This is a genomic window from Heyndrickxia acidicola (assembly GCF_001636425.1).
GTDB lineage: Bacteria > Bacillota > Bacilli > Bacillales > Bacillaceae_C > Bacillus_AE > Bacillus_AE acidicola.
Map to the genome: position 1 here is coordinate 4588536 of NZ_KV440953.1, position 25119 is coordinate 4613654.

Here is a 25119-nt window from a genome sequence, read left to right on the forward strand (position 1 = left end):
ATACAGCGCAGCAATACTAATGAAAGAGGGGAAAAGACATGCGTGAAGCGGTCATTGTGGCTGGTGCCAGAACACCTGTAGGCAGGTCCAAAAAAGGGACTCTTGCTACTGTGCGCCCAGATGATTTAGGGGCATTGGTTGTAAAGGAAACGTTAAAGCGTGCGGGAAACTACGAAGGAAACATTGATGATCTAATTATTGGCTGTGCCATGCCGGAAGCGGAGCAGGGCCTCAATATGGCAAGGAATATTGGTGCACTGGCCGGGCTTCCTGATACTGTTCCTGCGATAACGGTTAACCGGTACTGTTCTTCCGGCTTACAGGCCATTGCATACGGAGCTGAAAGAATAATGCTGGGGCATTCGGATACCGTCATGGCAGGCGGTGCAGAATCCATGAGCCTTGTCCCAATGATGGGGCATGTTGTACGCCCGAACGCCGTTTTAGCAGAAACAGCACCGGAATATTATATGAGCATGGGCCATACAGCAGAGCAGGTGGCACAAAGATTCGGTGTTTCCCGCGAAGACCAGGATGCATTTGCTGTCCGTAGCCATCAAAAAGCTGCAGAGGCGATTGCTGCCGGGAAATTCAACGATGAAATTGTTCCGGTTGATGTAACGCTTCGTTCAGTTGGAGCAGACAATAAGCTAGTGGAGAAAAAGCTTCAGTTTACACAGGACGAAGGTGTACGTCCTGGGACCAATCTTGAGGTTTTATCAAAGCTGCGTCCAGCTTTTTCGATGAAAGGCTCGGTTACGGCCGGTAATTCGTCCCAAACAAGTGACGGGGCGGCAGCTGTATTGCTCATGGACAGAGAGAAATCCGATTCACTTGGATTGAAGCCTCTGGCTAAATTCCGCTCCTTTGCCGTAGGGGGAGTACCTCCGGAAATTATGGGGATTGGCCCTGTAGAAGCGATTCCAAAAGCGTTGAAAATTGCCGGTCTGGATTTATCTGATATTGGATTATTCGAATTGAATGAAGCATTTGCTTCCCAATCCATTCAGGTCATCCGCCAGCTGGGAATAAACGAGGAAATCGTCAATGTAAATGGGGGAGCCATTGCTTTAGGACATCCGCTTGGTTGTTCCGGTGCCAAGCTGACTTTATCTCTAATCCATGAAATGAAACGCAGAAATGTGCAATTTGGCGTAGTCACTATGTGTATCGGCGGTGGAATGGGGGCCGCAGGCGTTTTTGAATTAATTTAATCACTATTTGTTAGGGTTTGGATAAAGCTCAATATGGATTCTCGCACATTGATAATGGAGCCGGTACACGGGTTTTATGGGCAAAAGCGTTTTACCCATCTGGCTAAAACAGCAGCGTGAGGCTCGCCTGAACGGCCTTTAAAAAAAGCGGGCGTATGGAGCAGAAATCAACATGCGAGATAAATAGATTCATTTATTAAAAGGAGGAAGTATACATGGCAAACCAAACTGAAAACCTTATCAAAGGCGGAAGCTTTCTAATTGAAGATATTTCTTTTGACCGCGTTTTTACACCAGAAGATTACAGCGATGAGCAAAAAATGATTGCAAAAACAACAGAAGACTTTGTAGCAAATGAAGTGCTCCCGCAGGTTGAATACTTAGAAAAACATGAATTTGACCGCTCTGTAAAATTATTAAAAAGCGCTGGTGAGTTAGGATTACTAGGTGTGGATGTTCCAGAAGAATATGGCGGCTTGGCGCTGGATAAAGTAAGCTCAGCTTTAATTGCAGAAAAAATGGCTAAAGCAGGCGGCTTTTCTATTTCACATGGTGCCCATGTAGGAATTGGTTCTCTTCCAATTGTCCTTTTCGGAAATGAAGAGCAAAAGCAAAAGTACCTGCCGGCATTAGCAACAGGTGAAAAGCTGGCAGCCTATGCGTTGACTGAGCCAAGCTCAGGATCGGATGCAAGGGGTGCGAAAACTACTGCCCGTTTAAATGAAGCAGGTACACATTATCTATTAAATGGGGAAAAACAATGGATTACCAATGCCGGTTTTGCGGATGTATTTGTGGTATATGCTCAGCTTGACGGCGATAAATTTACTGCCTTTATTGTTGAACGTGAATATCCAGGAGTATCAACAGGAGCAGAAGAAAAGAAAATGGGAATTAAAAGCTCTTCTACACGTACTCTAATCCTTGAAGATGCACAAGTGCCTGTAGAAAACCTTCTTGGTGAAGTAGGCAAAGGACACAAAATTGCCTTCAACATTCTGAACATCGGCCGTTATAAATTAGGAGTAGGTGCAGTAGGCGGCGGAAAGGCAGCATTTGAGATTGCCGTCAAATATGCTAACCAGCGCCAGCAATTCAAAACACCTATTTCACAATTTAACTTAACAAAAGAAAAGCTAGGAACAATGGCGTCTAAGCTATATGCTTCTGAAAGCTCCGTATACCGTACAGTTGGGTTATTTGATGAAAGAATGAGCACGCTGACAGACGAACAGGCTAAAAGCGGCCAGGAAGTAGCAAAGTCCATTGCTGAATATGCCATTGAATGTTCTTTGAACAAAGTATTTGCAACTGAGGTACTGGATTATATCGTAGATGAAGGCGTTCAAATCCATGGCGGTTACGGCTTTATGGATGAGTATGAAATCTCAAGAGCATACCGTGACTCCCGAATTAACCGTATCTTTGAGGGAACGAACGAAATCAACCGTTTAATCGTTCCAGCAACGTATATGAAGAAAGCTTTCAGCGGCGAGCTTCCGCTTCTTCAAAAAGCACAGGGTCTTCAGGAAGAACTTATGATGTTAATGCCAGAAGAAGTTGGCGATGCTCCTCTTGATCAGGAAAAATATTTAACAAGAAGCGCTAAAAAGGTTGGCTTGATGGTGGCAGGACTTGCAGCACAGAAATATGGTGCCAAGCTTGAAACTGAACAAGAAATTTTAGCAAACATTGCTGATCTTGTGTCTCTTGCCTATGCAATGGAATCTGCTGTCCTTCGTACGGAAAAGGCAATTGCGAAGGGTGGAGTCGAAAAGAACAAGCAAAAACTGCTTTATACACAAATTTTCGTTCAAGAAGCCTTCAATGAAATTGAAAGCATTGCGAAAGAATCCTTGGTGGCAGTTGAAGAAGGCGATACGCTGCGCATGATGTTGTCAGCCCTTCGCAAGCTGACTCGCCATACCCCAACAAATGTAATTGCCAAAAAACGTGAAGCAGCGGATGAGCTTATTAAAGTAGAACGCTTCTTCGTATAATAGCAGCAATCATTACAAAAAAAGCCTCATTGATAGAAAACTAAGGGCTTGCAGGGCAGCGAATCAGCTCTCTGCAGGCCCTTTTACTGTAAGCCTTTTAGTTTCCAGATATGTGCTTTTGTGTAGTAAAGCACTAAAGGGGTCTGACCCCTTTAGTGGATTAAAGGATAGTGGTATGGGTATAAAGTTTATAATAAGATTAGGAATAGGGGTGGATTTTATGTCGAGGGTTACACCATTTTTAATGTTTCAGGGAAATGCAGAGGAAGCGATGAATTATTACACTTCTTTAATTGAAGACTCCGAAATTACCAGCATCACCCGTTACGGTGCAAATGGACCGGGTGAAGAAGGCAGTATCCTCAAAGCCTCCTTTACACTTAATGGGCAGGAATTTATATGCATTGACAGCAACATGAAGCACGATTTTACATTTACACCTTCTTTCTCGTTGTTTATTAATTGTGATACGGAAGAGGAGATAAACCGGCTTTACGAGGGGTTATCAGCTGGCGGTGTACTCATGCCATTAGGTGAATATCCATTTAGTAAGAAGTTTGGCTGGACGGTTGATAAGTTTGGTGTTTCATGGCAGTTTACTCTTCCATACGAATGAGAGAATGATTTGATTTATCAAGAGTAGAATGGCTTTTAAAGTTAGATTTGGCTCATTATGTGGGAAGCCCTTTGGAAAATTGATTTACACTGCAGGAAACGAGAGATACATAACGATTTTATTCATTTCGAAAAAGTAGAAACTTCTGCTATACTTCTAAGACATCTAAAAAAAGAAAGGTGAATAGAACGTGTCTTTGACTTTTTACTGGTACCCTAAATGCGGAACTTGCCGCAACGCGAAAAAGTGGCTTGAAAATCATAATGTTTCTTTTGAAGCGGTGAATATTGTAGATAATCCTCCTTCAAAGGAAGAATTGAAATCATTGTATCAACAAAGCGGACTGGAGCTTAAAAAGCTCTTCAACACCAGCGGCATGAAATACAGGGAGCTGGGGTTAAAGGATAAAATGAAAACTGCATCAGAAGATGAACTCCTGACAACTTTAGCCTCTGACGGCATGCTGATAAAGCGTCCAGTCGTAACAAATGGCAGCAAAGCTTCTTTTGGTTTTAAAGAAGAAGAATATGAGCAAAAATGGCTGTGAAAATAAAGAGAGTTTTCTTGCTTTCTACCTGAGAAATATGTAAATATAAAGTGAATAGATTTGTTTGAAGGGGAAACTTCACTTTTAAACGTAAAGAATTTTGTAGAAATACGGATGATTAGATGGAGGGAATATGGATGAGTGTACCAAAAGAATTGCGTTATTCAGAAGAGCATGAGTGGGTTAAGCAAGAAGGCGGTAATGTCCGTATCGGCATTACAGATTTCGCTCAATCTGAATTAGGGGATATTGTTTTTGTCGAGCTTCCTGAAGTAGGAGATACAGTTACGGCAAATGAACCATTCGGCAGCGTTGAATCCGTTAAAACGGTTTCTGAGCTTTACGCGCCTGTAAGCGGAAAAGTAGTAGAAGTAAATGAAGATTTAGGGGACAATCCTGAATATGTGAACGAATCATCATATGACAAAGCATGGATGATCGTAGTAGAGCCAGCTGATGCAGCCGAATTGGACAGCCTAATGACAGCTGAGCAATATGAAGAAATGATTAACGAAGATTAATATTTTTCTCCTTCACCTTGGACTTGTTCCAAGGTGTTTTTTAACTATTTTTGTATGATACTGCTATGTACGATGAAAAATTATACTCAGCAATGTTGTGCGAAAAGAAGCCCTTAACTAGACGCAAAGGATGAATTGAACAATGAGAATCCTGACTCAAGATGAAATCCATATACTGCAGCACGATGAGCAGGCTTTTGCCCTGTACTTTTATACTCCCCTTTGCGGGACCTGCAAGGTGGCTTCAAAGATGCTCGATGTTGTGGAGCAGCTTAAAACAGGCTACTCTTTTGGAAAGGCAGACCTGAACTTCATGCCTGAAATGGCAGAGAAGTTTTCAATTGAAAGTGTCCCTTGCCTGCTTCTTTTTCAAAATGGTCGGGTAAAAGAAAAATTATATGCATTCCATTCTGTACCTTACATTTATGAAAAAATGACTAGCAAAAATAACGGGCCGTCTGAGTAAAAATCCCCATTCGATCCGGTATTTTTAATTCATGAAAAAGTGTATTAAAAGCAACTATAAAATGACATATTTCTTGGGAAATAGATAAGACAGCGGAAGCATCATCGGTCTGCTGTCTTTTTTTATGTTTTTATAGGGGATAATGTTGAACGATTGTAAAAGGATTAAAGGTAGAAGGCAAGGAATATAATCGTATGACAAATGGACGGGATGTGGAAATCGTGGATAAGTATTTAAATCGTTTGTTTTATAAACTCGAAGAACGCAGCCATTTGTTGGAGCTGCTGCCCAGCAATCCATTTACAGCGTTAATACAGAGTGGCAAAGAGTCTTGGATCATAAGCCTTTCTGAACAGGATATTTATTACCAGGCAGGGGAGAACAGTTCAAGTGCAGATTTGGAAATTGCAGGCCCGGAGTCTATTTTAAGGGTTTTGCTGAACGGAGAAGTGAGACTAAGCCAGTTAAAAAAAATGGGCCATATTGAAGTAGAGGGTTCATTCAGGCATTTACTATTATTAGAGGCTGTTTTATGGCTCTGCCGCAAATATGAAGGAGTTGCAGAAAATGATCCGCTTAATCTGCTAGAATCCATATAAATAATGCTGCTTTTTTTAAAAAAATCTTTTTCAGGATAAAGGCTTCAATTAAGCTTTAACCAAGATGTCTCCTTTAGATAAAGTCTTTATTATTGGATTTTTTATGTTGATTTTATCATATGCTGAGGGGGCGGAACTATTAAAACAATTTAGGGGAGATAAGCACTAGTTTTTGCAGTGAGGAGGGGCTTATCGTTTGCAGAAAGCAAATGCTTGCAGTAAAAATCAACTAGCAGGAGGAACAGGGCACCTCCCATGTCTTTCTTAAATTACAATGTTGTGGTCTGATTCCAAAGTTGATTGAAGCAGAAGGCGCGAGACTCCTGCGGGATCAGCGTGTAAGGGGAGACCCCGCAGGAGCACAGCGACGAGGAGGCTCCACTACCGCCCCGCGGAAAGCGAGTGCGTGAAGCGCAAATCAACCAGCAGGAGGAACAGGGCACTACTGATGTCTCTAATAAAACCCGATGTTGACCTGAATCTAAAGTAGATTGTAGCCGAAGATAACAGACTCCTGTGGATGTGCCTAGCATGCAAAATGAACTATTCTATTCATATGAAAATTGATCCTTCTCCTTTCTATTATGGGAAAGAACATTTACAATGAAATTGTCTCTTTAGATATGCTAAAATAAAATCTAAGGAAAGATTACATACTAGACTTACGGGAATGGGTTCCCTATATAAAGGAGAAGAATGAGATGGAAAAAACACTAATTTTTGGCCATAAGAATCCTGATACTGATACGATCTGCTCAGCGATTGCCTATGCAGACCTGAAAAATAAGCTGGGCAAAAATGCAGAGGCTGTCCGCTTAGGAGAAGTAAACGGGGAAACTCAATTTGCTTTAAACCACTTCCATGCCGAAGCTCCAAGACTTGTTGGCAAAGTAGCAGGAGAAGCCAAAAACGTTATCCTGGTTGACCATAACGAACGCCAGCAAAGCGCTGATGATATTGCTGATGTCCGCATTCTTGAAGTAATCGACCACCACCGCATTGCCAATTTTGAGACAAGCGATCCATTATATTACCGTGCAGAGCCTGTAGGCTGTACAGCTACTATTTTAAATAAAATGTATAAGGAAAACGGCGTTGCAATTGAAAAAAATATTGCTGGCCTTATGCTTTCTGCTATCATTTCTGATTCTTTATTATTTAAATCCCCAACGTGCACGGAGGAAGATATTTCAGCTGCAAAAGAATTAGCGGAAGTTGCAGGAGTCGACGCTGAAACATACGGTTTGGAAATGTTAAAAGCCGGTGCGGACTTAAGCGGTAAAACGGTTGAACAATTGATTTCGCTTGATGCAAAGGAATTCAGCATGGGAAGTGCAAAAGTGGAAATTGCACAGGTAAATGCTGTTGATACAAGTGAAGTAATGGGGCTTAAAAAGGAATTAGAAGAGGTTATTACAAAGCAAATTCAGGACAAGAACCTGGACTTGTTCTTATTTGTGGTAACAGATATTTTAACGAACGATTCTGTTGCTCTTGCAGTTGGTTCAAAAACGCAGGAAGTAGAAAAAGCATTTAATGTGACACTTGAAAACGGTACAGCTGTTCTAAAAGGCGTTGTTTCCAGAAAGAAACAAATTGTACCTGTATTAACAGACGTTTTCAACCAAGCTTAATCATATAGTTTGGAAAGGATCAGCCCGTTGGACGGCTGATTTTTTTTTTGCTTTTGCCATTATGGATTTATCAAATGGTTTACATATTTCTTTATGCTGGCAAACATACTATTAATGTTGAACTTAAGCTTTTGTTCTTATGATTGGAGCGGAAATCAATAGCTCTTTTATAAAAAACTATTTTCAATCTATATGGTAAAGAAAATCGATATAGGAAATGGAGTTGAATACGTTGACTGAATTTCAAAACCAAATTGATAATGCATTACTTGACTATAAAACCGGAGTGGGGACGTTTACTCAAAAAATGCCGGAGCTCGCCAGCAAATATAATGCGTTTACTGAAGAGTGCTTTAAAGAAGGGGTGCTCAGCCAAAAAGAAAAGCAATTAATTGCGTTGGGGATCAGCCTTTATGCACAGGATGAGTATTGCATTATCTATCATGTAAAGGGATGTTTGGATCAAGGTTGCTCAGAACAAGAAATATATGAAGCGATTGGTGTGACGGCAGCCTTCGGCGGAGGAGCAGCGATGAGCCAGGGAGTAACACTTGTCCAGGATGCGGTGCAGTATCTACAAAATAATCCCATGCACTAAACATATAAGCCGGCATTCAATATGCTGGCTTTTTTATGTCCAATTTTCCACTTGCCGTCTAAGGGGGACCTTTCATTTTTCTTGATTGAAATGTCTAAGTTGGAGTCATCCTATGGCACAATTCAGCTCTTTTGGCAAGGTTTTCTGAAGGCTAAAATGAAACCCTTCTCTGTTGATATTAGTTTTCATTTGTTATAAGATTATAATGAGAATAAATTGAGAATGACAATTCAAGAATTTATATAACACGGAGGTATGATCATGGCAGGTTCAACACTTATTATAAAGGATCTTCATGTAGAAATAGAAGGAAAAGAAATTCTTAAAGGTGTTAATTTAGAAGTGAAAAGCGGCGAATTCCATGCGATCATGGGACCAAACGGAACGGGTAAATCCACTCTATCATCCGCTATCATGGGCCACCCAAAATACACTGTAACAAAAGGCAGCATTACACTCGATGGCAAAGATGTCCTTGAGATGGAAGTGGATGAGCGTGCACGTGCCGGTCTTTTCTTAGCTATGCAATATCCAAGTGAAATCAGCGGTGTAACAAATGCCGACTTCCTTCGTTCTGCCATCAACAGCAAACGCGGTGAAGGTAATGAAGTATCGCTAATGAAATTTATCCGCGAGCTTGACAAACAAATGGAATTCCTTGAAATGGATCTTGATATGGCACAGCGTTATTTAAATGAAGGTTTCTCCGGCGGTGAGAAAAAACGCAACGAAATCCTTCAATTGATGATGCTTAAGCCTGCATTTGCCATTCTTGACGAAATTGACTCCGGTCTTGATATCGATGCTTTGAAGATCGTTTCCAAAGGAATTAACGAAATGCGCAGCAGCGATTTTTCCTGCATTATGATTACTCACTATCAACGTCTATTAAATTACATCACTCCTGACTTTGTTCATGTTATGATGCAAGGCCGAGTTGTGAAGTCCGGCGGTCCTGAACTGGCACAGCGACTTGAAGCAGAAGGATACGACTGGATTAAGCAAGAGCTTGGTATTGAAGACGAAACTGTAGGTCAAGAAGCCTAAGGTTAGGGGGATAAAAATGACTGTCGAAACAACACTATCAGTAAATCAGGATTACGTACGCTCTTTTTCTGCAGAGAAAGGCGAGCCGCAATGGTTTACGGAGCTTCGTCTGAATGCTTTACAAAAAGCAGAAGACCTTCCTATGCCGAGGCCTGATAAAACAAGAATTACAAACTGGAATTTCACACAATTTGAACAGCATGCATTGGACAGTGAAACATATGATTCATTAGATCAGCTTCCTGAGCAAGTGAAATTGGTCATTGAAGCAGAAGAAACGAATAAAAATTTGTATATCCAGCACAACCAAACTCCGGCATTTTTATCTTTATCTGAAGAACTAAAAGCCCAGGGGGTCATTTTTACGGATATTTTCACAGCTGTGAAAGACCATGCTGAGCTAGTTCAGAAATATTTTATGACGGATGCTGTAAAAGTGGATGAACACAAACTGACAGCCCTTCATGCGGCGTTAGTAAACGGCGGAACTTTTCTTTACATCCCTAAAAATGTGGAAGTGAAGGAACCAATCCAAACTATATATGTTCAGGATCATGCAGATGCTCCACTTTTCAACCATGTTTTGGTTGTTGCAGACGATAACAGCGCTGTTACGTATGTTGAAAACTATATTTCTGTAAACAGCGAAGCAAAAGGTATTTTGAATAACATTACAGAGCTTGTGGCAAACGACAATGCAAAAATCTCCTATGGCTGCGTGGATCACCTTGCAGAAGGCATCACTACGTATGTAAACCGCCGCGGAGCAGCAAAACGCAATGCTTCCATTGAATGGGCTCTTGGCATGATGAACGATGGCAATACCATTTCTGACAATACAACCTACCTTTTTGGAGACGGATCCAACGCAAATTCAAAAACAGTAGTGGTTGGACGCGGAAAACAAACCCAAAACTTCACAACAAATATTACCCATTTTGGGAAAAATACAGAAGGCTTTATCCTGAAGCATGGTGTTATGACGGAAGCGGCATCCTCGATCTTTAATGGAATCGGCAAGATTGAGCATGGCGCTACAAAGTCTAATGCAGAACAGGAATCACGTGTGTTAATGCTTAGTGAAAAAGCACGCGGTGATGCCAATCCAATGCTATTAATTGATGAAGACGATGTTATGGCGGGACATGCTGCATCTGTTGGACGAGTTGACCCTAATCAATTGTATTATCTAATGAGCCGCGGTATTTCCAGAAAAGATGCAGAACGCTTAGTCATCCATGGATTCCTGGCTCCTGTCGTAAACCAATTGCCGATTGAAGCTGTGAAAAAACAGCTGACTGAAGTAATTGAAAGGAAAGTTAAGTAATGGATATCAAAGGGATACGCGAGCTGTTTCCAATACTCAACCAAGAAGTCAATGGCCATCCACTGGTATATTTGGATAGTGCGGCTACCTCTCAAAAACCTGTACAGGTCATAGAGGCAGTGGAACAATACTATCGCAAATATAATTCCAATGTTCATCGCGGTGTGCATACTTTGGGAACACTGGCAACGGACCAGTACGAAGGAGCACGCGAAAAAGTACGGCGTTTTATCAATGCTTCCTCTATGGAAGAAATTATCTTTACACGCGGTACCACCACCTCAATGAATACCATTGCTCAAAGCTTTGGACGAGAAAATGTCGGTGAAGGTGATGAAATTGTTATCACTTATATGGAACACCACAGCAACCTAATTCCATGGCAGCAATTAGCAAAGCAGAAGGGTGCTGTGTTAAAATATGTACCCCTGCAGGAAGACGGAACCATTTCGTTGGATGATGTGAGAAAAACCATCACACCGCAAACGAAGCTTGTGGCTATGGCCTATGTTTCCAATGTTCTTGGCACCATCAACCCGATTAAAGAAGTGGCAAAAATCACACACGAAAACGGTGGCTATCTTGTTGTCGATGCTGCACAGGGCGCTCCTCATGTCCGCGTAGACGTCCAGGATCTGGATTGCGATTTCCTTGCATTCTCAGGACATAAAATGTGTGGCCCCACCGGTATCGGGGTAATGTATGGAAAGAAACATCTTTTAGAAAAAATGGAGCCGGTGGAATTCGGCGGTGAAATGATTGACTTTGTGGATCTTTATGACTCCACATGGAAAGAGCTGCCTTGGAAATTCGAAGGCGGTACTCCTATCATTGCAGGAGCAATCGGCCTTGGGGCTGCGATTGATTTCCTTGAAGAAATCGGCATGGATCAAATCACTGCGTATGAGCATCATTTAGCTGCATATGCTTTAGAGAAAATGTCCGAAATAGAAGGACTGTCTATCTACGGTCCAAGAAAGTCTGAAGATAGAGCTGGACTTGTTACCTTCAACATTCAGGATGTGCATCCACACGATGTAGCAACTGTTCTGGATGCAGAGGGAATAGCGGTCAGAGCCGGACATCATTGTGCACAGCCGTTAATGAAGTGGCTGAATGTGTCTGCAACTGCTAGGGCAAGCTTTTACCTCTATAACACAGAAGAAGATATTGACAAGCTCGTCCAAGGGCTTGCCAAAACAAAGGAGTATTTCAGCGATGTCTTCTAATAATCTAGACGCGCTTTATCGAAGCGTGATTATGGATCATTATAAAAATCCAAGAAATAAAGGTACTCTTGAAGATGGTAACCTCACTATAGATATGAATAACCCTACCTGCGGCGATCGGATTCACTTGACGATGAAAGTAGAAGACGGAAAGATAACCGATGCCAGGTTCGAAGGCGAAGGCTGTTCCATTTCCATGTCATCAGCATCCATGATGACCCAAATGATTATAGGAAAAGATGTAGAAACTGCCTATAAGCTGTCACACATTTTTTCTGATATGGTCCAGGGGAAGGATTATGATGATGAGATCGATCTTGGCGACATTGAGGCGCTGCAAGGGGTATCCAAATTCCCTGCCCGCATTAAATGTGCCACGCTTGCATGGAAGGCAATGGAAAAAGGGTTGAAGGAAGAATAAACCGGCTGGCTTTCTATACAGCTATGCCTGACATAAGAATGGAGGAATGATTTATGGCAAAGAAGATGCCTGAAATCGGGGAATACAAATACGGTTTCCATGATCGTGATGTGTCAATTTTCCGTTCCAAACGGGGATTGACAAAAGAAATCGTTGAAGAAATTTCAAAAATGAAAAATGAGCCCCAGTGGATGCTTGATTTCCGTTTAAAGTCATTAGAGCATTTTTACAAAATGCCGATGCCGCAATGGGGCGGGGACTTGGCCGGATTAAATTTCGATGAAATTACCTATTATGTAAAGCCATCGGAGAAGTCTGAGCGTTCTTGGGATGAGGTTCCTGAAGAAATTAAAAATACGTTTGACAAGCTTGGAATTCCTGAAGCGGAGCAAAAGTATTTAGCCGGTGTATCTGCACAGTATGAATCAGAGGTTGTTTATCATAACATGAAGGAAGACCTTGAAAAGATGGGAATCGTGTTTAAAGATACGGATTCTGCCCTTCGTGAAAATGAAGACATTTTCCGTGAGCACTGGGCAACGGTAATTCCTCCCACAGATAATAAATTCTCAGCTCTTAACTCTGCTGTGTGGTCTGGAGGATCGTTTATCTATGTTCCTCCTGGTGTAAAGGTTGATACGCCGCTTCAAGCGTATTTCCGTATCAACTCTGAAAACATGGGACAATTTGAACGTACACTGATCATTGTGGATGAAGGCGCACACGTTCATTATGTAGAAGGATGTACAGCACCTGTTTACACTACAAACTCCCTTCACAGTGCGGTCGTTGAAATCATCATTAAAAAGGATGCGTATTGCCGTTATACCACTATTCAAAACTGGGCAAACAACGTGTACAATCTTGTTACCAAGCGTGCCGTTTGTGATGCTAATGCTACGATGGAATGGATTGATGGCAACATTGGATCTAAATTAACCATGAAGTATCCTGCTGTTATCCTAAAGGGTGAAGGGGCACGCGGAATGACACTTTCTATTGCGATTGCCGGTAAAGGCCAGCATCAGGATGCAGGTGCAAAAATGCTTCACCTTGCACCAAACACATCTTCTACCATTGTTTCTAAATCGATTGCGAAGCACGGCGGTAAAGTAACATACCGCGGAATTGTGCACTTTGGCCGCAAAGCGGAGGGTGCCCGTTCCAATATTGAGTGCGACACATTGATTATGGATAACCAATCAACATCTGATACGATTCCTTATAATGAAATCTTGAATGACAACATTTCATTGGAGCATGAAGCAAAGGTATCTAAGGTATCAGAAGAGCAATTATTCTACTTGATGAGCCGCGGTGTTTCTGAAGAAGAAGCAACTGAAATGATTGTTATGGGCTTTATTGAGCCATTTACAAAAGAGCTTCCAATGGAATATGCTGTTGAAATGAACCGTTTGATTAAGTTCGAAATGGAAGGCTCCATTGGATAATGGAATCTCGCGAGAACCCGTTTGATTTATTCAAACGGGTTTTTTATTTGAGAAAAAAAGCATTAAAATTTTTTTGAAAAAAGTATTTAACCAATGAAGTTTCTGTTCAGCTCCAGCGACTATCGGCTAGCGAATTTCTGCGTCTCCTCCCTGCGATAAGTTAACATCAGCTCGTCCCTCGCTGTGTTTCCTTTATCTCAGTCGAAGACTCCGAAATCCGTACGCCGATAAACGAGGCGCTTCCGCTTTTCTCTATCCAGCTTCAGCGCCTATCTGCTAGCGAATTTCTGCGTCTCCTCCCTGCGATAAGTTAACATCAGCTCGTCCCTCGCTGTGTTTCCTTTATCTCAGTCGAAGACTCCGAAATCCGTACGCCGATAAACGAGGCGCTTCCGCTTTTAATGTATAAACAGAGTTTTTTATCTTGCACTTTAATTATGGTAAAATGGGATGGACTTAAAGGCGGTGATTGCTTTGATTTATATTGGATTAGCAGGCTGGGGCGATCATGATGCCCTTTATACAAATGGAAGCTCTACAAAAGAGAAACTAAGAGAATACGCATCTTTTTTTCCAATTGTTGAAGTGGATTCCACCTTTTATGCGGTACAGCCTGAAAGAAATGCCCGAAAATGGGTAAAAGAAACGCCGTCCTCCTTTCAATTTATTGTAAAAGCGTATCAGGGAATGACCGGCCATCTAAGAGGGGAAATCCCTTTTCAAACAATGGAAGAAATGTTTGACGCCTTTATACAATCCTTAAAGCCTTATCAAGAGGCTAATAAACTGAAGATGGTCCTATTTCAATTTCCCCCGTGGTTCGATTGCAAAAAGGAGCATGTAGATTATCTTCGCTACTGCAGGATGCACATGGGAAGCATCCCTGTTGCCTTGGAATTTCGGCACCAATCATGGTTTTCCCAGCAGTACATAGACAAAACGCTTTCCTTTATGGAGGATGAAAATTGGATTCACAGTATTTGTGACGAGCCGCAGGCAGGGCAGGGTTCTATTCCAACGATCCTAAAAGCCACAGATAAACAGGAAACCCTGATTCGTTTTCACGGAAGAAATGTGTATGGCTGGAACCGGCCAGCGCAAGGAGATTGGCGTGAAGTCCGATATCTGTACCGCTATAGTCAGGAGGAGCTTGCGGAGTGGAAGGACAAACTTAAGCTGCTGCAAGAACAAACTGAAGAGATCTACATTATTTTTAATAATAATTCCGGAGGAGACGCAAGCGACAATGCTCTGCAATTGATCGAGGAGCTGGGCATAACATACACCGGACTTGCACCTCGGCAGCTTGATTTATTTTAATGGTTCATCCTAAACTGGGAGAGACGTTCATGACTGAAACTATCCACATTTATCATACAAATGACATTCACAGCCACTTTGAAAACTGGCCGAAAATCCGCCATTTTTTACAGGAAAAAAAATCAGGACATGCCCGAGATGGGGAAGAGGTTTTCCTTTTTGATATTGGTGATCATGTAGATCGCTGGCATCCTTATACAGAGGGAACTCTCGGAAAAGGGAATATCAAGCTTTTAAACGATCTGGGATATACGGCAGCGACAATTGGCAATAACGAAGGAATTACTCTCGCTCACCATGATCTTGATGAGCTTTATCATGACAGAGCATTTGATCTAATTTTAGCTAATTTGTATAAAGAAAACGGCAATCAAAGGCCTGCCTGGACCATTCCGAGAAAAATATATCAAACAAAACATGGTATCAAAATAGGCGTTACAGCGGTCACTGCATACTTTGAAAAGCTTTATAGACTGCTTGGGTGGCAGCTTCGTGAGCCCTTTACAGAGCTTTCTGACCAGCTTGCTGCTTTAAAGGAAGAAGCGGATATCATCATTCTCCTTTCTCACTTAGGGATTCAGGATGATGAAAAAATTGCTGAGCTATACCCTGAAGTTGATCTTATTCTTGGAGGCCACACTCACCACGTACTTCAACATGGCAGAAGATTGAACCAGTCTTTATTGGGAGCTGGAGGAAAACATGGGCATTACGTTGGGTATGTTCAATTACAGCTGGATAAAGTAAAAAAGAAAGTCACTGAAAAAAGTGCGGTGCTTTTTGAAACGGGAAACCTTGAACCACCGGCTTCTGAGGAAAAAGAAATACAATGGTTCCAGGAGCAGGGGAGAGCGCTCATGAACCATTCAGTCGCCACGCTGCCTGAAAGCTTAATGACAGAATGGTTTCAAGAATCCCTGCTTCCCTCCTATCTTTGTGAGGCGCTGGCGGAATGGTGTGAAGCGGACTGTGCCTTTTTGCAATCAGGTCTTGTAATGGGCAATCTTAAGAAGGGCGTCGTAACAGATTATGACGTCCACCGGATTTTACCGCATCCGATAAATCCTTGTTCTTTCAAGCTATCAGGAAAAGATTTAGAATCCGTCATTCTTCAAACCTTGAATCCTGACTGGCCGGAATGGGAACTAAAAGGACTTGGGTTCCGTGGTGAAATTCTTGGGGTATTTGTCTACCGGAACATCGAAATCAATAAAGAGACTAGCGAAATTAATATAAAAGGAAAGAAGCTTGATCGAACAAAGGAATACACGTTAGCGACCGTTGACATGTACACCTTCGGCCATTTCTTTCCTGAATTATATCGTCTGCCCAAAAAATACCATATGCCTGAATTTCTTCGGGATGTCCTTAAGTGGAAATTACGCAGGGATTACTTATAAAATGAAAAGCCCTCATCTGGATAGCATCAGGTGGGGGTTTTTTTGAAGGATAAGCATAAATTTTTTATTAAATAGGCTTTGTTAGAAATCTCTGTTGTTTTTTAGCATAGATATCTTTTTTTTAATCGCTGCATTAAACCTGTTTGTTTGTCCAAATCAAACATGTCTACATCATCATTAGCATACAGCTTTAATAGAGCAATCCTTATAAAAGGAAAGGAAATCTGTTTGAATAAGAGGATTACCGGGAATGAGAAAAATTAGACAGGCAGAAAAAAGGAGGAAGGAAAATGGTAGAACAGAGAATGAGGCAGCAAAGCTCCAACAGTAAACTCCTAAAGGGAATAATGATTGGAGGAGCTGTAGGTGCTCTCATTGCAATGCTTGATTCCTCAACACGAAATAAAATGAAAGAAACAGCAATGGACATTAAGGACTCCTCGATGGACATGATATCTCATGTCAAGGACAACCCAGGGGAAGTAAAGGAACAAATGATGCAACGTTTTAAAACGGCAGCCGCTACACTAAAGGATGCCATGAATGATTTGCAGCACCTTTATGAGAATGTGAATGAAGGCATCTTTGGAAAAGTAAATGATGTAAAGGACATATCTAAGGATGCACTATCAAGTGTCAAATACATGACGGAGGATTTGAAGGAAATAGGGTCGAAGTTTGCTGAAGCCGGATCAGAACTGATGGATTCCGCGATGGCCGATTCAGAAAATTCTTTATTAAAGGAAAGCAACAAAAACGCCAGTCTGGAATCCCATGAAGGCTCCGGCCATTCGCTGCACAATCCACCGGATACATTAAAATAAACTAATTTTAGAAACTGTCCCCTAAACCTTTATTTAAATAGTAATACCACAGCTGGCGAGACAAAGTTCTTGTCGGCTGTTTTTTTGAATTGATAGCCTTTAGTACATGCTGTTGTTCTTAGAAATAAACCCGTATTTTGTTTGTAACTGTGGCATCTTTTCGATTCACAAGTATACTGAATGTGGATTTTTAAGCATTTTTTTGTTTCAATTAGCAACAAAGTTTTTGATAAGAGCCTTAATCCAAATACAATAAAGCTTACGAATGAGTCTGTAAAAATAATCCTTCTTTATGATTTTGCAGGCATCACTTTTGTTTCCTCTCATAAAGATAATCATAAACAAATCTTTATTATTGTGAGAGGAGAAAAGGACATGGTGATAGTCGACCAGGTTTTCATTCGTGGCAATCCTTTTATTGCTACGACGGTTAGGCTGCCCAAGACAACCCTACTTACAGTTGCAGGCCTTAAGGGGTATATCATGTGCGGAGCATTGGATATTAGACTTTTGAATGAACGATTGAGCCATAGAAAGATTATTGCTGGCAGAGCCGTTGGTGTAACAACTATTGATGAGCTTCTGGATGCCCCTTTGGAATCGGTCACGAAGGAGGCAGAAAATCTCGGCATTATCCCGGGGATAAAGGGAAGGGAAGCTCTTTTAAAAATGCTGTAGGAATACAGCTGAAAAAATAATCTTTTTTTGAGCTAATCCTTTTCTTACAAGCATACATATAGCTTGTAAGGAGGGGATTTTTCATGCCCAAAATGCGTACAAGAAAATCCCGGCGAGGCCCTCTGCCGTTCAAATATGTTCTGTTGCTTTCCTTTTCCTTTTTTATTTTTTCAACGCTGATAGGCTTATGGATTGTAGATAAGGCCATTAAACCGACCTTAATGAGCTTTGCAGAAACGGAAACGCAAAAAATTGCCTCTTTGGTTGTAAATAATGCGGTCAATCAAAAAGCAACAACAGATTATAAGGACATGGTGACCATCTACCGCAATAATAACGGTGATATCACAGGAGTCACACAGAATTCTCCTGTCATTAACAAAGTAAAAACGGAAGTGACCAATCTCATATTGATTAATTTAAAGAAAGCTGAGGATGGAGACACAGCGGCTCTTGAAAACCTTACAAACCTTTCCGTCAACAATACACCAGAAAACAAACGAAAAGGAACGGTTTATTCGGTTCCTCTTGGTGAAGCAACAAAGGTAGCACTGCTGGGAAATTTAGGACCAAAAATACCGGTTCAATTCCACTTTGTGGGGGATGTAATACCAGATATTAAATATGACGTTGTACCTTCAGGCATTAATAACTCAAAAGTTTCGGTAATGATGCACATTGAAGTGAATGTTCAGGTCATTGTTCCTTTTGAAACAGCTATGACCCATTATAAAGAAGATGTGCCAATCGGCGTGTTGGGATACTTTCCGGGTGAGGTGCCGCAGTATTTTAATGGCAGTGGAACAGGGGGTTCTCCAACGATTCAAATTCCGTCGAAGTCTAACACAGGGAAATAAAGAAGCTTCGGCATATGCCGAAGCTTTTTCATGCAGCTGCCCATTCTTTATCTTTTATCCTTTGACGGAGACTGCTTATTTCCTTTTCTTTTTTTCAAGAATTTCCCATGTTCTTAAATGCGGGTATGGATCAAAAGACCATTCCCTTTTTCCATTGTCCTTGTACATTCCATAATGGAGGTGAGGGGGAAACTTGCCAGATGTCCCAGGGGGACCGTATCCCGTGCTTCCGACTCCTCCGATTACCATACCGGGCTCCACGATTTGGCCAACCTTAAGCCCTTTGGAAAATCCGCTTAAATGTGCAAAATAATGATAGGTATTATTGATATCACGGATACCGATTCTCCAGCCGCCGTATTTATTCCAGCCCTTCATTTCAATGATTCCATAGGTCGTAGCTTTAACCGGTACCCCATAATCTGCAAATATATCCGTACCTTCATGGACTCTCTTGCCGCCCCAGCCTCGTGAGTCGCCCCAGGTACTGCGATAGCTGTAGTTGGCACGCAGAGGAAGGGGAAATGCTTTTTGGTTTAAGTCAAGCTTCCCAAAATGCTGATAAAGTTTTGCTTTCTCCAAAATCAGTCCTACTGCTTTATCCCTTTTATAATAATTCCAAAGAGCCATTCGGAAATGGTCGTCATCAATGCCGTAATTTAATATATAATGTGCAAAAGAAAAAAGAATATCTTCATCCTCTTTGAGGCTTGCTTTGCCGTCTCCATTCCCGTCTACACCCATTCCGTCAAAAATAAGGATGGAGAGGGGGTGGTCATCAAAGTGATTTGGATTCAGCCATCCCGACCACTTTTCAGGAGGAATATAAATGCCTGTTACCCCAGTGGGTTTTGGAAGGTCGGTTCTTGCCGATCTGAGGCTGCGCTCATAATGGTCTACCGCTGCAAGATAATACCAAGGGATCTGGGTGGCAGCCTCCAAACTCTTATATAAATTCATTCTCGCCTGAAATATTTTTTGGTCACTCACCTCTGCCGCTTTGGCAAGAGAAGGGATAAGAAAACATAAGATCAAGCTGAGAAAGCTTACCCGAATGATATGCAACATTCCGAGCCTCCTTTATGGTACTTGCCTGTGATTATTTTGTGTATGAAAGCCCTTTTCATAAATAAAAAATATTGGTAATAAAAAAGGTCCATTGCTTGTATAATGAGCGTTTAGTATGATAAAGTGAGAGCGGATACTTGACATAGATTAAATATGGAGATGATATCATGAAGAACAACCGGGATGAGTATTTACGCAAACCAGATTGGTTAAAAATAAAATTAAATACGAATGACAACTATACTGGCTTAAAGAAAATGATGAGAGAACAAAATTTACATACAGTCTGTGAAGAAGCAAAATGCCCAAATATTCATGAGTGCTGGGCCGTACGCCGCACAGCCACCTTTATGATCCTGGGGGATGTTTGTACACGTGCCTGCCGGTTCTGCGCTGTTAAAACCGGTCTTCCATCAGAGCTCGATTGGAAAGAACCTGAGCGTGTTGCTGATTCAGTTCAGCTAATGAACCTGAAACATGTGGTTATTACAATGGTAGCTCGAGATGACCTGAAGGATGGCGGATCAGCAGTATTTGCTGAGACTGTAAGGGCAATCAGACGGAAAAGCCCGTTTACTTCTATAGAGGTACTTCCTTCCGATATGGCGGGTGAGTATGAAAACCTAAAGACTTTAATGGACTCACGCCCGGACATATTAAATCATAATATCGAAACCGTAAAACGATTAACTCCAAGAGTACGCGCACGGGCAACATATGAGCGCTCCCTTGAATTCCTCCGACGTGCAAGAGAAATGCAGCCGGATATTCCTACAAAATCCAGCATTATGCTTGGATTAGGAGAGACAAAGGAAGAAATCATCGAGGCGATGGACGACCTTCGTGAAAATAATGTAGATATTTTAACGCTTGGACAGTATTTGCAGCCGTCTAAAAAGCATATTAAAGTACAAAAATATTATCATCCTGATGAATTTGCGGAGCTTCGTGAAATCGCTCTCCAAAAAGGCTTCAGCCACTGTGAAGCAGGTCCGCTTGTCCGTTCTTCCTATCATGCAGATGAACAGGTAAATGCGGCAGCAAAGGCTAAACAGGCGTTAGGTGAAGAAAAAGTCGTCCAAGAAGCAAACTAAGGAAAAACTGCGTCCAACGGGGCGCAGTTTTTTCCACCTATAATTAGGTGTTTTCGCTTTTCATTGTCTAGCTCCAGCGCCTATCAGCTAGCAGATTTCTACGTCTACTCCCTACGATAAGTCAACATCTAGTTTCCTTTATCTCAGTCGTAGACTATGAAATCTGTACGCTGATGAGCAAGGCGCTTTCGCTTTTCTTTAGAGATTGCCGCTTTCTTTTTGTTTGCGGTAATCATTGGGGTCTGGGATTTTGCCATTCAATTCATTGGTAGCTTCACCATTTGCATTTTCGCCTGAAGACATTCTGCGTCCTTGAGGCGAGTTTTTTAGCATCATTTTTACCGTATTCTGAATCATGGACTCTCGATTTGGTGATCGGCCATTCAAGGATGCTAGGTTTTCTACATTTCGCCTTAAAGCGGGATCATCTGTCACATACACATGGTACCAGCGTGGAACAACAGACATTGCTGTCCGCTTTACCTGGTCGGCAATATCAAAGCGAGCTTTTTTTCCTTTTGCTTTTGTCTGATATGCCACAAGCACCTCTTCGTCGGTAACAAGTGAAGCAGCATCATGAACGTCTGGCAAAGATACAGCCAATTTGCTGATGGTGTCTGCTACCTTTTCGCGATTAATCGTATAGATATCCTTATTGTGGATATTACCACCCGATAGGGAATTTTTTACCTGGCGGACATAGCCAAATTCCTGTGATTGCTTTGCCTGAGTATCGACTTTATTAGGATTGAGAAGTTCCTCACGGTCATACTGGTTAATGGTATTGCCGCTTTTTATATAAATACCTGAATTTCCCGGGTCGATGGCAGCCTTATTGTTGTTTTTGGAACTGCAACCTGCCAGCAAAGCAAAGCACAGGATTGTTATAATGAGGAAGGAAAGATTTTTCGATTCCTTCATGGCACTTATTCTCAATGGAAACACCCCCTAGTGTTTAGAGTGCACTGGTATAATAATTTTTTTCTTAGTAATTGCTGGCGAATTCGTTATAATTTAAGAAGAAGGCTTTTCTAGGGGTTGTTCACAAACTAAAGATACAACCATTCGATTTTCGTCCTGTGAGGTGAAGGAATTGATTACTGTTCAAAATCTGTCATACGAGATAGTGAAGGACTTTCGAGAAGGCTTTAATGAAGAAGCTTTCCGTGGGCGCTACAGTGATATACTGACAAAGTATGATTTCATTGTCGGGGACTGGGGATATGGCCAGTTAAGGCTTAAGGGTTTTTTCTCCGACCAGAATCCAAAGGCCACCTATGACACAAAAATAAGTACAATAAATGAATACTTATATGAATACTGTAATTTCGGGTGCGCTTACTTTGTTGTAAAAAAAATATAATCTTTTTCATGGCCTGCATAAGATTTCTTGCAGGTTTTTTTAAATTTGGCTTGTAAGGCTATCCCTGCAGGGAGGGCCCACCTTCCGCTCCAATCAACTCTGTCTTCAATTTGCCAGTGAGCTTTTTCTCAGATCTGAGTGTTGTTCTGTTCGTCCTGCTAGTTGACTTTCGCTCCAGGCACTCAAACCTTCATTTAAGAAGTCTCACGCATCCATTCAAATTATCATTTGATCCTTATCAAAATCTAAATATGAAAGGAGAGCCAAAAATATCAGCTCTCCCTGTTGAAAATTCTTGAATAAAATTTTAAATTAGTTGCTTTCGTCATAAGGGGGCTCCTGATTGACATTAGAGTCATCGTGCGTAGGGTGGGAGCCTGGAAATTCACGAGGAAGATCCTGGTGAAAAGATTTAAACTCATAATTAAATGCACTGTATGGCCGGTTTCCTTTTCTCCATTCGGATTTCCCCTTCACAGCCTCCTCAACTCCTCTCGGCGAACCATAAGGCCCTTCTGGGAAATCTTCTGGGATATAGAAATTCTTTTGGGTTTCTACAGTGGAAAAATCAGTATAGGGCATTTTTTCTTTGTCTTTGTTCTCGTATTTTTCGTCCGTCATTTTAAACTCCTTTCTGGTCGTTTGTTGTTAGTATGGCATGATGTATTCTATCCATTCGTTTGGTAACGCTCTCAGCAGATATTATGGTAAAATAAGTTGTACAAGCCACAAGGAAGGGTGTAAGCCATGTATTTTGTTGACCGTGAAAAAATCGAGAGAAATTTGCAATATATGGAACATCAGCTGCACTTAATGGACAGCAGGGATAAATGGGAAACTGAACTGGAAAAGGCTGCTTTTGAAAGGCTGGCTCATACGATTATTGAATCTATTCTGGATGTAGGAAATGCTATCATTGATGGATTTATTATGCGTGATCCTGGAAGCTATGAGGACATTATCGATATTTTGACAGATGAAAAGGTCATTACACAGGAGATGTCCAAAGTGATAATGAAAACAGTCTCTTACAGGAAAGTTCTTGTACAGGACTATGCCGCTGTGAACTCCTCAGAATTAGTGGAGTCATTCCGCCGATTCAGAGAGGTGCTGTTATTATTTCCAAATAAGGTTCGCCTCTATTTAACCAATGAGCTTGGACCCGTCTCTGCTTTTAAAAACAATGATTGATTCACCAGGTTATGGCAAGAATAGGTAATAGCGAGGGAATAGAGGCATCCGTTCCTTTACATAAAATGGAGTGCTTTTTGAATCGGATGGATGAGAGAGGGATGCAGTAAATGAAAAAGTATAAAGGGTATTTGATTGATTTAGATGGTACCATGTATAAAGGAAAAGAGAAAATTGATGCAGCCGGTGATTTTATAGAGCGCTTAAATCGCAAAGGAATTCCTTACCTGTTTGTAACCAATAATTCGTCTCGTACCCCTCTGCAGGTTGCTGAAAAATTATCAGGATTTGATATTCCGACTAAAAAAGAACAGGTATTTACTACTTCAATGGCTACGGCTCAATTTATTTTTGATAGAAAGCAGGATGCTTCTGTTTATGTAATTGGAGAAGAAGGCATTCAAACTGCCCTTAGAGAAAAAGGCTTCAGCATTACAGCAGACAAGCCTGATTTTGTTGTAGTTGGCATCGACCGCGAGCTCAATTACGAAAAGCTTGCCCTGGCATGTCTTGCTGTCCGCAGCGGAGCCGTTTTCATTTCTACGAATGCCGACATTGCGCTGCCAACCGAAAGGGGACTTCTGCCAGGCAATGGCTCCATTACATCCGTTATTACCGTTTCAACGCAAACCCAGCCAATTTTTATTGGGAAGCCGGAGTCGATTATTATGGAACAAGCCCTTGCTTACCTGGGTACAAAAAAAGAAGAGACAATTATGGTGGGAGATTATTACGATACGGATATTTTAGCAGGGCTGAAAGCAGGGATGGATACCTTGCTTGTTCATACAGGCGTAACTACAAGAGAAATCCTGGCGGAGATGGATCAAAAGCCTACCTATGCCATTGATTCACTTGATGAGTGGGATGTGTAAAATCGAAGCAATAGCACGAGACAAAAAGGATATCTCCAATAAAAAGTCATGCTGTACAAACCAGCATGACTTTTTAGGATGTTCAAGGAGGTCGATTTATTTGATTTCAAACATCCAAGTGGCATAGGAAAAGTGCCAACAGGGTTGAGAAAAGTGGATCTGCCTCCAATTAACAGGACCTTCACATAAGAATCCTTTTTTCATCCGTTATCTTATCCATTCGGGGAAGCACGATGAGCCAGTCGGCTAGAAGCCGCAGCGGCTATGGCCCCCACAATATCATCCAGGAAGGTGTGGCAGGAGCCACTGGAATGGTCATTTAATTTTTTCAGGATGCCATGCTTCATTTTGTCAATATAGCCATAGTTAGTAAAGCCGATGGATCCGTAAACATTCACAATCGACAGCGCCAAGATTTCATCAACACCATACAAGCTTTCGTCTTCTTCGATGATGGCTTGCAGCGGCTGTTCCAACAGCCCTTTTTCAGCTAAAATATCAAGCTGTATTCCGGTCAGAATGGCATTTTGAACCTCACGTTTAGAAATAACGCGTTGAATATTCTCTATGCACTCCTCCATTTTTAAATTGGGGTGGTATTTTTTTTGGAGAAACATAACGAGCTCCCCAATATCCTCAATCTCTACTCCCCGTTCCTTCAGCCATCTTCTTGCAGTTTGTTCTGATACAGAAATGGTTGGTTCCTTCTCCATTACGTTTTCACCTTTTCCAAAGTATTTTTATCAAGAGAATATATTATTTCAGTTTTTCCTTTTTAA

Annotated in this window: 27 protein-coding genes; 23 read left to right on the forward strand and 4 right to left on the reverse strand. The window is 41.6% G+C overall.

Annotated features, from left to right (window positions below):
• The first annotated feature begins 38 nt into the window (after positions 1-38).
• From A5N88_RS21285 to yunB, 19 genes are all read left to right on the forward strand, one after another.
• Positions 39-1214 (forward strand): acetyl-CoA C-acetyltransferase, encoded by a 1176-nt coding sequence (locus tag A5N88_RS21285; RefSeq protein WP_066269779.1) that lies wholly within the window; start codon positions 39-41, stop codon positions 1212-1214.
• Positions 1215-1429: 215 nt separating this feature from the next.
• Entirely contained in the window at positions 1430-3214 is a 1785-nt protein-coding gene (locus A5N88_RS21290; protein ID WP_066269783.1) for an acyl-CoA dehydrogenase FadE, read from the forward strand.
• 220 nt (positions 3215-3434) lie between these two features.
• On the forward strand, positions 3435-3830 hold the full coding sequence (locus A5N88_RS21295) for a VOC family protein (protein ID WP_066269785.1): 396 nt from the start codon (positions 3435-3437) through the stop codon (positions 3828-3830).
• Positions 3831-4020: 190 nt separating this feature from the next.
• Positions 4021-4377: an arsenate reductase family protein gene (locus A5N88_RS21300; protein ID WP_066269787.1), complete on the forward strand. Its 357-nt coding sequence runs from the start codon at positions 4021-4023 to the stop codon at positions 4375-4377.
• A 137-nt stretch (positions 4378-4514) separates the two neighbouring features.
• Complete coding sequence (gcvH, locus tag A5N88_RS21305) at positions 4515-4898, forward strand: glycine cleavage system protein GcvH (RefSeq protein ID WP_066269789.1); 384 nt, start codon at positions 4515-4517, stop codon at positions 4896-4898.
• Positions 4899-5040: 142 nt separating this feature from the next.
• On the forward strand, positions 5041-5364 hold the full coding sequence (locus tag A5N88_RS21310; RefSeq protein WP_066269791.1) for a thioredoxin family protein: 324 nt from the start codon (positions 5041-5043) through the stop codon (positions 5362-5364).
• Between the two features lie 194 nt (positions 5365-5558).
• Complete coding sequence (locus A5N88_RS21315) at positions 5559-5963, forward strand: SCP2 sterol-binding domain-containing protein (protein ID WP_066269792.1); 405 nt, start codon at positions 5559-5561, stop codon at positions 5961-5963.
• Positions 5964-6664: 701 nt separating this feature from the next.
• Complete coding sequence (locus A5N88_RS21320; protein ID WP_066269793.1) at positions 6665-7597, forward strand: manganese-dependent inorganic pyrophosphatase; 933 nt, start codon at positions 6665-6667, stop codon at positions 7595-7597.
• 217 nt (positions 7598-7814) lie between these two features.
• Positions 7815-8195, forward strand: a complete 381-nt coding sequence (locus A5N88_RS21325) for a carboxymuconolactone decarboxylase family protein (RefSeq protein WP_066269796.1) — start codon at positions 7815-7817, stop codon at positions 8193-8195.
• A gap of 261 nt (positions 8196-8456) precedes the next feature.
• Positions 8457-9242 (forward strand): Fe-S cluster assembly ATPase SufC, encoded by a 786-nt coding sequence (sufC, locus tag A5N88_RS21330; protein ID WP_066269797.1) that lies wholly within the window; start codon positions 8457-8459, stop codon positions 9240-9242.
• A gap of 16 nt (positions 9243-9258) precedes the next feature.
• Entirely contained in the window at positions 9259-10569 is a 1311-nt protein-coding gene (gene sufD, locus A5N88_RS21335; protein WP_066269798.1) for a Fe-S cluster assembly protein SufD, read from the forward strand.
• Positions 10569-11798, forward strand: a complete 1230-nt coding sequence (locus A5N88_RS21340; protein WP_066269803.1) for a cysteine desulfurase — start codon at positions 10569-10571, stop codon at positions 11796-11798. Before sufD ends, A5N88_RS21340 begins: the two co-directional genes overlap by 1 nt.
• Positions 11788-12219 (forward strand): Fe-S cluster assembly sulfur transfer protein SufU, encoded by a 432-nt coding sequence (sufU, locus tag A5N88_RS21345; RefSeq protein ID WP_066269805.1) that lies wholly within the window; start codon positions 11788-11790, stop codon positions 12217-12219. The genes A5N88_RS21340 and sufU overlap by 11 nt, the downstream gene beginning before the upstream one ends.
• A 53-nt stretch (positions 12220-12272) precedes the next feature.
• The gene (gene sufB, locus A5N88_RS21350) at positions 12273-13670 is read left to right on the forward strand and encodes a Fe-S cluster assembly protein SufB (protein WP_066269809.1); all 1398 of its coding nucleotides are present in this window, start codon (positions 12273-12275) and stop codon (positions 13668-13670) included.
• Between the two features lie 474 nt (positions 13671-14144).
• Entirely contained in the window at positions 14145-14990 is an 846-nt protein-coding gene (locus A5N88_RS21355) for a DUF72 domain-containing protein (RefSeq protein WP_066270757.1), read from the forward strand.
• 29 nt (positions 14991-15019) lie between these two features.
• Positions 15020-16390, forward strand: coding sequence for a bifunctional metallophosphatase/5'-nucleotidase (locus tag A5N88_RS21360; protein WP_066269811.1), 1371 nt, complete (start codon positions 15020-15022; stop codon positions 16388-16390).
• Between the two features lie 290 nt (positions 16391-16680).
• A complete protein-coding gene (locus A5N88_RS21365; protein ID WP_066269812.1) occupies positions 16681-17214 on the forward strand; it encodes a YtxH domain-containing protein in 534 nt (177 codons plus the stop codon).
• A gap of 375 nt (positions 17215-17589) precedes the next feature.
• Complete coding sequence (locus tag A5N88_RS21370; RefSeq protein ID WP_066270761.1) at positions 17590-17892, forward strand: YunC family protein; 303 nt, start codon at positions 17590-17592, stop codon at positions 17890-17892.
• A gap of 83 nt (positions 17893-17975) precedes the next feature.
• The gene (yunB, locus tag A5N88_RS21375; protein WP_066269813.1) at positions 17976-18749 is read left to right on the forward strand and encodes a sporulation protein YunB; all 774 of its coding nucleotides are present in this window, start codon (positions 17976-17978) and stop codon (positions 18747-18749) included.
• Positions 18750-18824: 75 nt separating this feature from the next.
• Here the strand turns inward: yunB and A5N88_RS21380 are convergent, their stop codons facing one another.
• A complete protein-coding gene (locus A5N88_RS21380) occupies positions 18825-19817 on the reverse strand; it encodes a M23 family metallopeptidase (RefSeq protein ID WP_157090752.1) in 993 nt (330 codons plus the stop codon).
• A gap of 167 nt (positions 19818-19984) precedes the next feature.
• Between A5N88_RS21380 and lipA the strand changes: the two genes are divergently transcribed.
• On the forward strand, positions 19985-20911 hold the full coding sequence (gene lipA / locus A5N88_RS21385; RefSeq protein ID WP_066269817.1) for a lipoyl synthase: 927 nt from the start codon (positions 19985-19987) through the stop codon (positions 20909-20911).
• 198 nt (positions 20912-21109) lie between these two features.
• Here lipA and A5N88_RS21390 read toward each other — a convergent pair whose 3' ends face one another.
• On the reverse strand, positions 21110-21847 hold the full coding sequence (locus A5N88_RS21390; protein WP_083953248.1) for a YhcN/YlaJ family sporulation lipoprotein: 738 nt from the start codon (positions 21845-21847) through the stop codon (positions 21110-21112).
• A gap of 157 nt (positions 21848-22004) precedes the next feature.
• On the opposite strand from A5N88_RS21390, the gene A5N88_RS21395 reads away from it, so the two are divergent.
• The gene (locus A5N88_RS21395) at positions 22005-22274 is read left to right on the forward strand and encodes a YutD family protein (protein WP_066269818.1); all 270 of its coding nucleotides are present in this window, start codon (positions 22005-22007) and stop codon (positions 22272-22274) included.
• 312 nt (positions 22275-22586) lie between these two features.
• Here the strand turns inward: A5N88_RS21395 and A5N88_RS21400 are convergent, their stop codons facing one another.
• Positions 22587-22895, reverse strand: coding sequence for a cytosolic protein (locus tag A5N88_RS21400; protein ID WP_066269819.1), 309 nt, complete (start codon positions 22893-22895; stop codon positions 22587-22589).
• A 126-nt stretch (positions 22896-23021) separates the two neighbouring features.
• On the opposite strand from A5N88_RS21400, the gene A5N88_RS21405 reads away from it, so the two are divergent.
• Together A5N88_RS21405 and A5N88_RS21410 are read left to right on the forward strand one after the other, a co-directional pair.
• Positions 23022-23465, forward strand: a complete 444-nt coding sequence (locus tag A5N88_RS21405) for a DUF86 domain-containing protein (protein ID WP_066269820.1) — start codon at positions 23022-23024, stop codon at positions 23463-23465.
• Between the two features lie 110 nt (positions 23466-23575).
• The gene (locus tag A5N88_RS21410; protein WP_066269823.1) at positions 23576-24340 is read left to right on the forward strand and encodes a TIGR01457 family HAD-type hydrolase; all 765 of its coding nucleotides are present in this window, start codon (positions 23576-23578) and stop codon (positions 24338-24340) included.
• A gap of 212 nt (positions 24341-24552) precedes the next feature.
• On the opposite strand, the gene A5N88_RS21415 is transcribed toward A5N88_RS21410, so the two are convergent.
• The gene (locus A5N88_RS21415) at positions 24553-25053 is read right to left on the reverse strand and encodes a phosphatidylglycerophosphatase A family protein (RefSeq protein WP_066269824.1); all 501 of its coding nucleotides are present in this window, start codon (positions 25051-25053) and stop codon (positions 24553-24555) included.
• Positions 25054-25119 lie beyond the last annotated feature (66 nt).

Coding starts and splice junctions, on each gene's coding strand:
- A5N88_RS21410 (WP_066269823.1), top strand. CDS start 23,576: ATGAAAAAGTATAAAGGGTATTTGATTGATTTAGATGGTACCATGTAT.
- A5N88_RS21340 (WP_066269803.1), top strand. CDS start 10,569: ATGGATATCAAAGGGATACGCGAGCTGTTTCCAATACTCAACCAAGAA.
- A5N88_RS21285 (WP_066269779.1), top strand. CDS start 39: ATGCGTGAAGCGGTCATTGTGGCTGGTGCCAGAACACCTGTAGGCAGG.
- sufC (WP_066269797.1), top strand. CDS start 8,457: ATGGCAGGTTCAACACTTATTATAAAGGATCTTCATGTAGAAATAGAA.
- A5N88_RS21315 (WP_066269792.1), top strand. CDS start 5,559: ATGACAAATGGACGGGATGTGGAAATCGTGGATAAGTATTTAAATCGT.
- sufB (WP_066269809.1), top strand. CDS start 12,273: ATGGCAAAGAAGATGCCTGAAATCGGGGAATACAAATACGGTTTCCAT.
- A5N88_RS21380 (WP_157090752.1), bottom strand. CDS start 19,817: ATGTTGCATATCATTCGGGTAAGCTTTCTCAGCTTGATCTTATGTTTT.
- A5N88_RS21415 (WP_066269824.1), bottom strand. CDS start 25,053: ATGGAGAAGGAACCAACCATTTCTGTATCAGAACAAACTGCAAGAAGA.
- A5N88_RS21295 (WP_066269785.1), top strand. CDS start 3,435: ATGTCGAGGGTTACACCATTTTTAATGTTTCAGGGAAATGCAGAGGAA.
- A5N88_RS21400 (WP_066269819.1), bottom strand. CDS start 22,895: ATGACGGACGAAAAATACGAGAACAAAGACAAAGAAAAAATGCCCTAT.
- lipA (WP_066269817.1), top strand. CDS start 19,985: ATGAAGAACAACCGGGATGAGTATTTACGCAAACCAGATTGGTTAAAA.
- A5N88_RS21360 (WP_066269811.1), top strand. CDS start 15,020: ATGACTGAAACTATCCACATTTATCATACAAATGACATTCACAGCCAC.
- sufU (WP_066269805.1), top strand. CDS start 11,788: ATGTCTTCTAATAATCTAGACGCGCTTTATCGAAGCGTGATTATGGAT.
- sufD (WP_066269798.1), top strand. CDS start 9,259: ATGACTGTCGAAACAACACTATCAGTAAATCAGGATTACGTACGCTCT.
- A5N88_RS21405 (WP_066269820.1), top strand. CDS start 23,022: ATGTATTTTGTTGACCGTGAAAAAATCGAGAGAAATTTGCAATATATG.
- A5N88_RS21320 (WP_066269793.1), top strand. CDS start 6,665: ATGGAAAAAACACTAATTTTTGGCCATAAGAATCCTGATACTGATACG.
- A5N88_RS21325 (WP_066269796.1), top strand. CDS start 7,815: ATGGAGTTGAATACGTTGACTGAATTTCAAAACCAAATTGATAATGCA.
- A5N88_RS21310 (WP_066269791.1), top strand. CDS start 5,041: ATGAGAATCCTGACTCAAGATGAAATCCATATACTGCAGCACGATGAG.
- A5N88_RS21365 (WP_066269812.1), top strand. CDS start 16,681: ATGGTAGAACAGAGAATGAGGCAGCAAAGCTCCAACAGTAAACTCCTA.
- yunB (WP_066269813.1), top strand. CDS start 17,976: ATGCCCAAAATGCGTACAAGAAAATCCCGGCGAGGCCCTCTGCCGTTC.
- A5N88_RS21370 (WP_066270761.1), top strand. CDS start 17,590: ATGGTGATAGTCGACCAGGTTTTCATTCGTGGCAATCCTTTTATTGCT.
- gcvH (WP_066269789.1), top strand. CDS start 4,515: ATGAGTGTACCAAAAGAATTGCGTTATTCAGAAGAGCATGAGTGGGTT.
- A5N88_RS21290 (WP_066269783.1), top strand. CDS start 1,430: ATGGCAAACCAAACTGAAAACCTTATCAAAGGCGGAAGCTTTCTAATT.